Raw genomic sequence first — 12,151 nt, 5'->3', positions numbered from 1 at the left:
GTGAGCGCGGCGGCCGATCGCGAGGACGAACGAACGGAGACACGCCCGTGCCCACCCATGAGGTCCGGACCGTCAGCATCTCGATCGATCGCGATTGGCGCGATGTCTATGCCTATGCGTCCGTCCCGCAGAACTTCGCCAACTGGGCCTCCGGCCTCGGATCGGGCGTCGAGCGCTCGGGCGAAGAATGGAGCGCGCAGGGCCCGGAGGGGCCGGTCCGCATCCGCTTCTCGCCGCCGAACGATTTCGGCGTGCTCGACCATGCGTGACCGTGGCGCCCGGCGTCGAGATCCTCATCCCCTTGCGCGTCGTCGCCAATGGCAGCGGCAGCGAGGTCGCGCTGACGCTGTTCCGGCTGCCGGGCATGAGCGATGAGAAGTTCGCCGCCGACGCCGACTGGGTGCGGCGCGATCTGGAGCGGCTCAAGGCGCTGCTGGAGACCGGCCGCGAATGATGTCCGTCGGGCCGCCGGCGGCATCGAGCCGGGCGAGCCGCTCGGGGGTGAGCGCCCGGCCGACGGCGCCCGGATGGCCCGCGCAGTTCCGGTTTGTCTTGACGATGACCGGGCCCTCATACCGGTCGCCGCGGCGCAGCAGATGCGCATTGATCGCCCGCTTGGAGATGTCGGGAACCGCGCCGTTGACGACCACGGCACAGCGATGGGCGCAGGCGATATAGTCCGGAGGCGTGACGGTGAGATCGACATGCAGAATCGCGATGTCGGCCTCGATCCGGGCCTTCGGATCGGTGACCACGCTGAGGCGAACGCCGCTGTCGTGCCAGCACTCCGCGATCGCCCGCAGCCAGTAGCTGTTGGCGACAAGCCGGGCGTGACGATGAACGACAATCGCGACATGGATCATGGCTTATCGTCTCGATCCGGCTCACACCCTTCCGGTGATCTTCGCGATCGAGCTGGCGCCGCGTCGCATCCGTTCGAATGGACCCGTCGGCAGCAACGACCTTGCGGGCTCTACGCAAGGGGAGAGTAGCCGCCGAAAATCGCCCTTACTGCCCCTACCTTCGCCCGTTTCCGCCGCCCCCAAGGAAGCGACGCACCGCACGCGGAAGCCGGCGAGAAAGCCCGACCGACCATACAAGCCGATGGCGAGCAGCTCAATCCGCGAATCACCCGCCGATGGCCAGCCCCTCGATGGCATGGCGCGATGTCGCCGTCCGAGATCACAGATCGAACGGAATCACGACCGCATCGCCAACCATACCATCTTCGCTGTGAATTCTTTAACGATCCGTATGCCGGTACAGGCGATACGCCGATCGCCGGCATGCGGACCGGTTCCGAACTCGACGCTCGGGTCCGGCGAACCCATTGCCGAGCTGCCGGTGTCCGACCTCCGGCCTCAACCCGGCATCGAAATCGGCAAGGGGTGATGGCATGCGACATTGCGGCCGTCCGGCAGGGGCGCGAGCGTCGGACGCGCCTCGCGGCAAAGCCGGCTCGCATAAGGGCAGCGTGGATGGAACCCGCATCCCTGTGGCGGGTTCATGGGGCTGGGGACGTCGCCCTTCAAGACGATCCGCTCGCGGCGAGCACCATATGCCGGCACCGGGACGGCAGAAAGCAGGGCCTGTGTGTAGGGATGTGCTGACGACTCGTAGAGTTGGTCAGTCGTTCCGGTCTCCACGATCGAGCCGAGATACATGACCGCCACCCGGTGCGATACCTGGCGAACGACGGACAGATCGTGGGAAATGAAGATGTAGGCCAAGCCGAGAGTTTCCTGAAGCTCGGCGAGGAGGTTGATGATCTGCGCCCGTACCGAGACGTCGAGGGCGGAGACCGGTTCGTCCGCCACGATCACGGCGGGGCGCACAGCCAAGGCCCGCGCGATGCTGGCGCGCTGCCGCTGCCCGCCGGAAAGTTCATGCGGAAACCGATCGCGCTGATGTCTCGACAGGCCGACCCGCTCCATAAGCTCGGCCACGCGCACCTCCATTTGCGCGGGGTCGGTCCTGAAATGGGCCCGCAACGGTTCGGCGATGAGATCGCCGATGCGCCGGCGCGGATTCAGCGACGCGCCGGGGTCCTGGAACACCATCTGGATGCGCCGGCGCACCCCCTGCATCTGGCGCCGCGACAAACCGGAAATATCGACACCGTCGATCAATACCCGCCCGGCCGTGATGTCATAGAGGCGCACCAGGCAGCGGGCCAATGTCGACTTGCCGCACCCGCTTTCGCCCACCAGCGAAAGCGTCTCGCCCGCCGAGATCGACAGCGTGACGCCCGCCACGGCGGCGACCTTTTGGCGTCGGGCGCCGAGCCACGAGTTGCGGCCGACCGTGAACTCCTTGCGTATATCGATCGCCTCCACCAAGGGAGGATCCTGTCGAAGCGGCGTCATGGGCGTCTTTCCGGCGAGCTGGCCTCGTCGGCTTGCCGCCGGCCGGACACAAGATGACAGGCAACGAGATGCGCCCCCGCGCCGGAAAGCGGCGGGCGCTCGCTGCAGGCATCGAAGCGATGCTGGCAGCGCGGGGCGAAGGCACAGCCTGATGCAGCCGTCATCAGCGGCGACGGCGGTCCCCCAGGGATCGACCAGAGACGTTTCGGACGCACGCCCGAAAGCGGAAGAATCGATGCCTTCAGGGCCTGGCTATAGGGATGCGACGGGCTGACGAACAGGTCCTCCGTCGTGCCGCTCTCGACGATGGTGCCGCCATACATGACCACGATGCGATCCGCCACCTCGGCGACCACGCCGAGGTCGTGCGAGACGAAGATGATCGACGACCCGAACTCCATGCGCAGATGACGGATGAGATCGAGGATCTGCGCCTGGACCGTCACGTCAAGCGCCGTCGTCGGTTCGTCAGCGAGCAGGAGGGAGGGCCGGCACGACAGCGCCATCGCGATGCACACCCGTTGCCGCATGCCGCCCGACAACTGATGCGGATATCGTTCGGCCACCGCAGCGGGATCGGCGATGCCCATCGCGGCAAGCAGGTCCATGGCGCGCCGGTGCGCAGCCTTCCGGCCGACCGGCTCGTGCGCCCGGATCTGTTCCTCGATCTGCTCGCCGATCCTGAGCACCGGTGTCAGGGCGGTCATCGGATCCTGGAAGACGATGGACATATCGTTGCCCCGCATCGTCCGCAGAGCCGACTTCTTCATGCCGACGAGTTCGCGACCCTTGAACCGGATCGACCCCTCGATGACGACGTTCGGATCGTCGATCAGCCCGATCAGGCTCATGAGGGTCATGGTCTTGCCGGATCCGGATTCACCGATCAATCCGACGATCTCCTTCGGTGCGATGGCGAACGAGATGCCGTCCACGACACGGGCCAGGCCGCGTCCGGTCCGGAAGGAGATGCTCAGATCACGGACGTCGAGCAGAGGTGCTGCCCCCATGTCAGCCAAGGCGGACACGGGGATCGATGGCTGCATATATGATGTCGACGATGAAATTGGCCGCGACGACGAAGAACGAAGCGTACAGCACCGTGGCCATGATGACGGGCAGGTCCAGGGTGCGAAGGCTGTCATAGGTCAGCTTGCCAATGCCGTGCAGGCCGAACACCACCTCGGCCAAGAGCGCGGCGCCGCCGACCAGCGCGCCGAAGTCGAGGCCGAACATCGTGACGATGCCGACCAGCGAAACCCGCAGCGAATGATTGAGCATGATCCGGGTCGCGCTCAGGCCCTTCGCGTGCGCCGTGCGGATAAAGTCCTCCTGGTTCGATTCGATGATCGCGGCCCGCAGAACCCTGCCATAGAGGCCGATATACAACGCCGACAAGGTCAGGGCGGGAATGACCAGCGCCTTGAACCATCCCCAGGGATCCACGGTCAGCGCCACATATCCCAGCGGCGGCACCCAGGAAAACAGCCAGCCGTCATGCATTCGGCTCTGGGTGATGAGGTTGAGAACCTCGCCCAGCCAATAGACGGGCATCGATATGCAGATGAGACAGAAGCCCATCAGAACGGTGTCGAGAACGCCGCCCTTGAACGCGGCGGACAGCACGCCGATCGAGATGCCCCCGATGATCCAGAATATGGCGGCGCCGAGCACAAGCGACAACGTCACCGGCGTCGCGTCGATGATCTGGGGGATCACTTTGTGGCCGCGATTGACGAACGAGGTGAGGTCGCGGGTGATGAACAGCCGATTCATCATCAGGGCATATTGGACGTAGAGCGGCCGATCGAGGCCGAAATCCCGGCGCACCTCGGCGAGCGTCTCGGGCGCGGCGTTGCGCCCGGCGATGCGCGCCGCGGGATCCGATCCGGGCGTCGCGAAAAATATCATGAAGGACAGCACGCTGATCCCGAACATCACGAAGAGCATCTGGGCGACGCGTCGCAGGAGCAGCGCTACCATCGCTCAGGCGACCCTGAGCTTGGCGCGGGGATCGATCGCTTCGCGCAAGGCCTCGCCGAGGACGTTGAGCGCCAGCACCGTGAGCCCGACCGCCACGCCGGGCGCCAGCACGACGATCGGCCGGCTGTAGAGGAGCTCCAGCCCGTCCTGTATGATCGTGCCCCAGCTCGCGTCCGGCGGCTGCACGCCGATGGACAGGAACGACAGTGCCGACTCCGCGAGCACACTGAGCGCCATCATCAGGGGTGCGAAGACGATCACCGTGGTCGCGACATTGGGAAGGATGTCGCGCAGCAGGATGCGATGCGGGGATACGCCGAGGCAAACCGAGGCGAGAATGAACTCGCTTTCGCGCAGCGTGAGGACACGGCCTCGGATGGGCCTGGCCACGTAGGGCACGTACACGATGCCCACGATCCAGATCGGCAGCCACAGGCTGCCTGACGTCAAAGTGAACGGCCCGATCTTGAATCCGCCGCTGATCAGCACGATCGACAGCGAAATGGCCAGCAGGTAGACCGGGAAAGCCCAGAGCACGTCGAGGCCCCGCGAAATGATCATGTCGGTCATGCCGCCGAAGTACCCGGCGGCGATGCCGACGAAGCAAGCGACCGCCAAGGTGATGGCCGTCGCGGCCGCACCGATCAGCAGCGAGTTGCGACCCCCGTAGAGCAGGCGTCCGGCGACATCGCGGCCCTGGGCATCGGCGCCGAGGAAATATGCGGCGAGGTTCCAGGTCGGGCCGATCGGCGTCGAGCCGATTCCGAGCCCCTCGGTGTTCGGCTCCAGAAGGTTCCTCACCTGACCGTCGATCTCGACGACCCCTTCGATATTCGACTGGAACGGATCGACACCGGTCACGCGTTGGGCGTAGAGCGGGGCCAGCAGGCACAGCGACACGATTGTCAGCAACAGCGCCGATGCGGCCCAGGCGGACCGGTTTCTCGCGAGACGGGCCATGGCAACGCGCCATGGTCCGGATGCCCGCATCGTCTCCGCAGAGCCCACCATGCACTCCGGCGATGGATTTGCCGGAAAGAGATCCGCTGTCATCTCTCGCTCGCGCCCATGGTTCCTCTTGAATCGACAAGCGCCGAGGAATCTGCCGAGGGAACGGTCCTGCGCCGCCGGCTACTGAACCCACGCGTTCGCGAACAAGAAGTAGTATTGCAGGCTGAAGCTGAAGCCGCCGACACGCTGCGAGACGAAATCCAGATGCTTGGGCGTGAACAGCACGGCGACCGGGGACTTGTCGACCACCATGCGGTCGATCTCGGCCCACTTGGCGTTGGCAGCCGCAAGATCGGTGATCTGAAGATCCATGGCCTTCTTCATCTCGGCGTCGATCGCGGGATCGCAGAAGCCGGAGATGTTGACCGAGGCATCCGATCCCGGATGGAACGAGTCACAGCTCAGCAGGGTGTACAGGAAATCCGAGCCGGATGGGTAGTCCTGATACCACTGCGAGATGCTCATCTGCACCTTGTTGTTGGTGTTCTGGATATAGGTGAACTGGATGTCGGGCGAGATGGCCTTGACCTTGGCAACGTATCCGAGATCGTTCAGCACGCTCTGCAGATAGGCGCCGATGCTGCGCGAGATCGTCGTGTCCTCGGCGATGATGGTGACCTCCTGTCCCGCCGTCCCCGATTCCTTGACGAGCTGCCGGGCCTTCTCCGGGTCCGGCGCCGACCAGACCGTGCCGGGATCGAGCGTGTAGGGGCAGTAGTCTTTGTGGCCCGGAAAGTTGGGCGGCAGAAGTTGGCAGGTCGGCGTCGCGAGGTTGGGGCCGCCGAACAGCTTCACAAGGCCCTTTCTGTCGATGGCGTAGTTGACTGCCCGTCGCGCCAGCTCGTTGTTGAAGGGCGGCAGGTTCGTGTTCATGGGGACGTACCACATCGCGGTGAGCGGAGTGATGTGGACACGGTCGGCATATTTCGTGCCCAGCTCGTTCAACCGGTCGGGCGGCGGCTGATCGAACATCCAGTCGGCCTGGCCGTTCTGCACGGCATTCACCTGCGCCTGTTCCGTCAGTCCGAAGTCGTACAGGATCTCGTCCGCGTGGCCGTCCGGCTGGGCGTCCTCGCTCCACACCTTGAAGTAGGGATTGCGCTCCAGCTTCATCTGCTGGTTCGGGTCGTAGGAGACGATGTGATAGGGACCGGTGCCGGGAATGGGTGTCGTTCCGGCGTCGGTCCCGGCTGTGTCGGCCGGAAGAATCGCCGCGTGCGGGATGGCGAGCTTGTCGAAGAACTCGGCGTCGGGACGCGTCAGATGGAAGGTGACGGTGCGCGCCGCCTCGTCCCCCACCACGCCGCCTTCCAGGGTGCAATCCGCGGGCGTCTTCAGGCATGCATCGGCGCCCACCAGCACGGAATAGAAGGTGCCCGCGGTTGGCCCGGCCACCTTGAAAATTCGCTGATAGGAGGCGACGACGTCTTTCACGCCGACTTCCTGCCCGTTGGAGAACTTGATGCCCTGTCGGATCTTGAAGACGTAGGTCTTGCCGCCGTCCTGCGCTTCCGGAATGGCTTCGGCGATGTCAGGCACGACGGCGAAGCTGTCGGGGCCTGCGACTTTCTTGAAGGCGAGCAGCCCGTCATAGAGAGGTTGGAACAGCTGCCAGTACTGCAATGTGTAGTTGACGTGGGGGTCAAGGGTACCCGCCGCCGACCGGGCCACCATGCGCAACGTCCCGCCCCGGTGCCCGGCCATGTCGTCCGCCCTGACATCGCCGCTGACCGTCATGGCCGACGTCAGGCCGGCGATCACGCAAGCCGCCGCAAGGTATGATGCCTTCTGTCTGTTTGGTTTCATTTGCCAGTTCTCCGATGGCTGGATTGCGACGACTTGCGCATCTTTCCAAATCGACGGCAGCCGCTTCGCTCCCGCTCCCGCCTCCCGGGGAGGCGATGTGTAGTCTGGCGAAGGTATCGTCGCCCTCGACCGCCGGCCTAGCTAGCAAAAGTCCTAGGCTACGGACTTCTTTCCCGCGCGCGGGTCATGGCGGGTGTGGCGAAGACCCGAGCGAGGAGGTCGGCGATGACCGGTCCATCCGGGATTACCGCCGTTCGACGGCCCAATCGGTTGACTGCTCAAGACGATGGGCTAGAGTCCCGCGATGGAAGACTGGTTCCTCGCTCTCGAAGAGGGATTGAACGGGGCGGCCGACCTCGATGCGGGGTTGGACGTCATGGTCGACGCCTTCTCCCGTTTCGGCCTCAGCAGCATCAATTACGACTATTCCCCGATGCCGTTGACGAAGGACCAGGAAATCGTCACGCCCGTGCTTCTGGTGACGCGCAACGCCCCGGACAGCATGATCGACCTGTGGCGCAACGCCGGCTACTACCAAATCGATCCGGTCATGCGGGTCGCCAACACGCGGACAGTGCCGTTCACCTGGTCGTACTTCGAAAATGCGCTGTCGTCGCTCACTCCCATCCTTGACGACCGCGCGCGTCCCGTCGCGAACTACCTTCACGACACCCGCCTGACGATCGGCGTCACCGTGCCCATCAGATACGGAAACGGCGCGCTCGCGACCTTCACCGGCATCCGCGTCGACCCGGAGCGGCACTTCCATCGCGACCTCGAACAGCATCTGAGCGAGATCGGCCTGGCGGCCTACATGTTCCACAACTTCGCCATGCCGAAGCTGCGTCCGGCCGCGGGCAGCCCGACACCGGTTCGACTGACGCGGCGTGAAGTCGAGTGCCTGAAATTGAGCGCGCAAGGTTATTCGGCGAAGCAGATCGCGGCGAGGCTTGGCCGCTCCATCGGCACCGCGACCCTCCATCTGCAGAACGCCACGCGCAAGCTGGGCGCGCGGAACCGCACCCACGCGGTGTCCCTGGCCGTCCAGGGCCAGTTGATCGACGGCATCTGAGATCCGCTTCGTCCTCCTCCCTCGACAATGCGCCTCGCCGGAAGATCGGTCGGGATCCCACCTAACGATTTTGCTAGCTGTCGCGCGCCGCCGGCATCGACCTAAGGTCGGGTCATGACGGAGGACAGCTCATCGTCGATGGTCGGCGCGCCGCCCGCGGGTGAGCCCGACGAATTGTGCCGCCTGACCGCGACCGAGTTGATCGCGGCCTATGCGACGCGCCGGCTTTCGCCGGTCGATGTGACCGCGTCCATCCTCGGCCGGATTCACCGTCTCAATCCCGCGCTCCTGGCCTTCTACCTAGTCGACGATGGCGCCATGGCGGCCGCCCTCGCCTCGGAGGCACGCTGGATGCGCGGGGTGCCTGCGGGCCCGCTCGACGGCGTGCCGGTATCGATCAAGGACAGCATCGCCGTGGCCGGGCGACCGATGTACCGCGGCAGCAAGGCCTATGCGCCGGCGGTGCCGTCATCCGTCGATGCGCCGCCCACGGCGCGGTTGCGCGAGGCCGGGGCGATCCTGCTCGGCAAGACCACGATGCCCGATCTCGGCTGCCTGGCCTCGGGCGTCAGCAGCCAGCATGGGACGGCGCGGAACCCTTGGAATCTCGCCCGCACGCCGGGCGGGTCGACCTCGGGCGGGGCGGCGGCCGTGGCCGCCGGCCTCGGCCCCTTGACGGTCGGCTCCGACCTGGGCGGATCGGTTCGCATCCCTGCCGCTTTCTGCGGCCTGGTCGGGTTCAAGCCGACCCAGGGCCGGATTCCCCATATCCCTGCCAGCAGCATGCGATCGGCCGGTCCCCTGGCCCGCTCCGTCGCCGACGTCATGTTGCTGACCGCCGTCCTGTCGCAGCCCGATCGGCGCGACTGCCTGTCGCTGCCCTTTTCCCCGCCACCCGACCCGACCCCCGAAGCCCCGGAAGAGTCGGTCCGCGGGGCGCGCATCGGCCTGCTGCTGGAGCTGGGCGCCGGCACGCCCGCCGGCCCCGAGATCCGCGCGGCGGTCGAGGGGGCGGGCCGGCTGCTCGCGGCCCACGGGGCGAAGGTGGAGCCCGTGCCCGCCCTGTTCCCCGAGGATCCCGAATGGGCGATCGAGACATATTTCAGGGCGCGCGCGCTCTCGGAGTTGCAGCATCTGCCACCCGATCGTCAGGCGGCGGCCCACCCCGACGTACAAGGCTGGTGCGGCGGCGCGAAAGGTCTCTCCGCCGCGGACCTGCTCGAGGCCATGAACGGCCTCGACCGGCTGCGGGTGCATGTCAACGACGCCTTTGCCAGCCTCGATTTCGTGCTGTCCCCCGTCATGCCGATGACGGCCTATGCCGCCGATATCGCTTTTCCGGATCGAGACCGCGCCTGGTCCCATCTCCTCTTCACCGCGGCCTACAACCAGACGCAGCAGCCGGCGCTGTCCGTTCCCTGCGGATTCGATCGGGACGGGCTGCCGATCGGCTTGCAGATCATCGGCCAGCGATTTGCCGACCACGCTTTGTTGCGGCTGGCCGCAGCTTTCGAGTCACTCCGCGGATCGCGGGCGAGCCTGCCGGTTCTCTGACGGGGTGCCCCGCCAATGGCTGCAGAGGATTTCGAACCCGTTTCACCGAGAGCGCGCGCGGAGGCGGCAGCCGGACGGATGGCCTGCTGGGCCGGCGCTGAGCTCGGCCTGCAGCCCGCCGCCGCAACGGTTGCCGTGCCTATGTTCTGCGCCGTCGACCATGATTGCTGGCTGGTGGAATCGGGAGAGACGCGGGCCTTCCTGAAGGTGCCGAGCCCCGACATGAAACCATTCCTCGACCCCGCCGCCGCTCACGGCGCAATCGCCGCCGCCGCGTCCATCGGCGTGACGCCGCCCCCCATCGCCTACGATGCCGCCAGCGGCGCCATCGCGCTGACCTGGCTGGGTGAGGGCTGGCGCAGCGCCTATATGGACGACCTGAAGCGAGGCCCGCGCCGCGAATCCCTGGTCAGGCTGAAGAAGCGGCTTCACGACGGACGCATGTTTCCCCGCCACCGCACGATCTTCAGCCATCTTCAGGAGCTCACCGGGCTGGGTGACCGTCTCGGCACGATCTGGCCCGATGACCATCGCACGCTCGTCGACCATGCCGACCGCATCGCCGCCGCCTTCGTCGCATCGGGATACGAGGTGCGCCCCTGTCATGGGGATGGCCATGCGTCCAACGTCCTGCTGGGGCCGGACGATGCCATCTTCCTTGTCGATTTCGACTTTGCGGCCAACAACGATCCGCTTTACGACCTCGCCGCCACACTGCTCGACATCGAGCCATGGGACGATGGTATCGAGGAAGCGATCGAGATCTATTGCGGGAACGTCGACAGAAAGGTGGCGAACCGGATCAAGCTGCACATGATCCTCGACGACATGATGTGGGCCCGGCTGGCATTGATTGCGGCGGAGTCGTCGCCGCGCCGTCACGTCGAGTTCCTGAAATACGGTGAGTTCCGCCTGCTGCGTTGCCGCTATCACCTGCGCATCTGGCCGGTGGACGAGATGCTGCGGGGACTGTGAAATGTCCGAGCGACGACTGGGCCAGGCCTCCACCGCGGACGAGGCGGCTGTCGAGAACGCGTTGCGCCGGATCCCCGAGCTGCATGGGCAGGATCTCACCTATGAGCGCATCGCCGCGGGCATCACCAACGCGAACTGGCGGATTCGCCGCAGGCCCGGCAACGAGCTGCTGTTCCTGAAGGTGCCCGGGACGGGGACGGAGCTGTTCATCGACCGCAAGGCCGCGCATGACGCGAACATGACTGCGGCGCTGGTCGGCGTCGGGCCACGCGTCCTCCACTACCAGGAAGACAGCGGCGTGGAGGTCTTCGAGTACCTGACCGGATACCGGAGCTGCAACAGCATCGATTTCCGGGATCGCGATCTCCGCATGAATGCCCTCGCCGCGCTCAAGCGGCTCCATCACGGGCCGGCTTTGCGCCTGACCAAGACCTACTTCGACATGATCGAGGAGCATCGCCGGCAGATCGACGATCTGTCCGCGGCGCTCCCCAGGGATTGGGAAGCGCTGCAATGGCACTATGACAGGATTCGCCGCGCGCTCACCGCGGCGGGCCTGGATGTCGTGCCTTGCATCAACGATACCTACGTCACCGACTTCATGGTCAACGACCGGAAGGAGATCAAGCTCGTCGATTTCGAGTATGCTTCCAACAACGACCGTTGCGCGGACCTCGCGATCTGGTTCTTCGAGCTGTTCTTTGCCGAGACGATCGAGGACGAACTGATCGAAGCCTATTTCGGCGCCTGCCGACCCGAGCTGAAGGCGCGCGTCGCCGTCTACAAGGTCCTGATCTGCATCAAGTGGACCCTATGGGCGTCGGTCCAGAGACGCCTTTCCACCCTTCGCTTCGACTACGCAAAATATGGCGCCTGGCTCAACCTGCGCGGACGGTTTCATCTGCGCGACTGGCGCTGGGAAGCCTATCTGCGGGCATTGTAGGTGGGCGACCGCGGCGCCGGTGGTCGTTGTCCGGCTGCTGGTGCGGAAGGCAGTGTCGATGGGCCGGAAGCTCTTCCCGAGCGGAGGCCCGGCGGACCTCGTCAAAGCGGTCGCGGCCCGTCCGTCGCCGGGGCTTTGTAGGGTGTGCCCGGCTTTGTTCAGGAATGGCGCGCCCGGAGAGACTCGAACTCCCAACCCCCAGATTCGTAGTCTGGTGCTCTATCCAATTGAGCTACGGGCGCATCACTTTTGTCGCAGCGTGGCGCCAGGGCGCCCTGCGACAGGCGGCGGAACCTACACGAAAGCCGGAGGCGCTGGCAAGAGCAGCAGCCAAGCGGCAAAAAGGGCTGAATTCTTCGCAAGCTAGCGGGAAAACCCGCTTGTGGCGCTGGTAGGGCTTCGTTATGATTCCCACGCCAGAATGGGGGATCGTGGGGAAGC

13 protein-coding genes and 1 tRNA gene are annotated in these 12,151 nt (G+C 65.5%); 7 read left to right on the top strand and 7 right to left on the bottom strand.

What is annotated here, in order from left to right:
* The first annotated feature begins 47 nt into the window (after positions 1–47).
* Together FRZ44_RS27250 and FRZ44_RS27245 are read left to right on the top strand one after the other, a co-directional pair.
* Entirely contained in the window at positions 48–269 is a 222-nt protein-coding gene (locus tag FRZ44_RS27250) for a hypothetical protein (RefSeq protein ID WP_225308523.1), read from the top strand.
* Positions 266–454 carry a hypothetical protein gene (locus FRZ44_RS27245; protein ID WP_225308522.1) on the top strand — a complete coding sequence of 63 codons (189 nt, stop codon included), beginning with the start codon at positions 266–268 and terminating at the stop codon, positions 452–454. The genes FRZ44_RS27250 and FRZ44_RS27245 overlap by 4 nt, the downstream gene beginning before the upstream one ends.
* Here the strand turns inward: FRZ44_RS27245 and FRZ44_RS02775 are convergent.
* Positions 423–863: a hypothetical protein gene (locus FRZ44_RS02775; protein WP_151175737.1), complete on the bottom strand. Its 441-nt coding sequence runs from the start codon at positions 861–863 to the stop codon at positions 423–425. The two genes, FRZ44_RS27245 and FRZ44_RS02775, sit on opposite strands and share 32 nt — an antisense overlap.
* Here FRZ44_RS02775 and FRZ44_RS02770 point away from each other — a divergent pair.
* A complete protein-coding gene (locus FRZ44_RS02770; RefSeq protein ID WP_151175736.1) occupies positions 862–1,392 on the top strand; it encodes a hypothetical protein in 531 nt (176 codons plus the stop codon). The two genes, FRZ44_RS02775 and FRZ44_RS02770, sit on opposite strands and share 2 nt — an antisense overlap.
* Here FRZ44_RS02770 and FRZ44_RS02765 read toward each other — a convergent pair.
* The 5 genes from FRZ44_RS02765 to FRZ44_RS02745 form a co-directional block, all read right to left on the bottom strand.
* Positions 1,362–2,336, bottom strand: coding sequence for an ABC transporter ATP-binding protein (locus FRZ44_RS02765; RefSeq protein ID WP_225308681.1), 975 nt, complete (start codon positions 2,334–2,336; stop codon positions 1,362–1,364). The genes FRZ44_RS02770 and FRZ44_RS02765 overlap by 31 nt on opposite strands.
* A gap of 26 nt (positions 2,337–2,362) precedes the next feature.
* A complete protein-coding gene (locus tag FRZ44_RS02760; protein WP_151180137.1) occupies positions 2,363–3,376 on the bottom strand; it encodes an ABC transporter ATP-binding protein in 1,014 nt (337 codons plus the stop codon).
* 1 nt (position 3,377) lies between these two features.
* Entirely contained in the window at positions 3,378–4,349 is a 972-nt protein-coding gene (locus tag FRZ44_RS02755) for an ABC transporter permease (protein WP_151175734.1), read from the bottom strand.
* Between the two features lie 3 nt (positions 4,350–4,352).
* The gene (locus tag FRZ44_RS02750; RefSeq protein ID WP_318526386.1) at positions 4,353–5,309 is read right to left on the bottom strand and encodes an ABC transporter permease; all 957 of its coding nucleotides are present in this window, start codon (positions 5,307–5,309) and stop codon (positions 4,353–4,355) included.
* Positions 5,310–5,480: 171 nt separating this feature from the next.
* The gene (locus FRZ44_RS02745) at positions 5,481–7,121 is read right to left on the bottom strand and encodes an ABC transporter substrate-binding protein (protein WP_225308521.1); all 1,641 of its coding nucleotides are present in this window, start codon (positions 7,119–7,121) and stop codon (positions 5,481–5,483) included.
* Between the two features lie 349 nt (positions 7,122–7,470).
* Between FRZ44_RS02745 and FRZ44_RS02740 the strand changes: the two genes are divergently transcribed.
* The 4 genes from FRZ44_RS02740 (at position 7,471) to FRZ44_RS02725 (ending at position 11,710) form a co-directional block, all read left to right on the top strand.
* A complete protein-coding gene (locus FRZ44_RS02740) occupies positions 7,471–8,238 on the top strand; it encodes a helix-turn-helix transcriptional regulator (protein WP_151175732.1) in 768 nt (255 codons plus the stop codon).
* A gap of 114 nt (positions 8,239–8,352) precedes the next feature.
* A complete protein-coding gene (locus tag FRZ44_RS02735; protein ID WP_151175731.1) occupies positions 8,353–9,792 on the top strand; it encodes an amidase in 1,440 nt (479 codons plus the stop codon).
* A 15-nt stretch (positions 9,793–9,807) separates the two neighbouring features.
* Positions 9,808–10,767, top strand: coding sequence for a phosphotransferase family protein (locus FRZ44_RS02730; RefSeq protein WP_151175730.1), 960 nt, complete (start codon positions 9,808–9,810; stop codon positions 10,765–10,767).
* 1 nt (position 10,768) lies between these two features.
* Positions 10,769–11,710 carry a choline kinase family protein gene (locus tag FRZ44_RS02725; protein ID WP_151175729.1) on the top strand — a complete coding sequence of 314 codons (942 nt, stop codon included), beginning with the start codon at positions 10,769–10,771 and terminating at the stop codon, positions 11,708–11,710.
* Between the two features lie 165 nt (positions 11,711–11,875).
* Here the strand turns inward: FRZ44_RS02725 and FRZ44_RS02720 are convergent.
* Positions 11,876–11,952 (bottom strand) — tRNA-Arg (locus tag FRZ44_RS02720).
* Between the last annotated feature and the right edge of the window lie 199 nt (positions 11,953–12,151).

It is taken from the genome of Hypericibacter terrae (assembly GCF_008728855.1).
GTDB classification, from domain to species: domain Bacteria; phylum Pseudomonadota; class Alphaproteobacteria; order Dongiales; family Dongiaceae; genus Hypericibacter; species Hypericibacter terrae.
The sequence above is the reverse complement of the archived record's forward strand: the minus strand, read 5'-3'. Positions and strand labels throughout refer to the sequence as shown.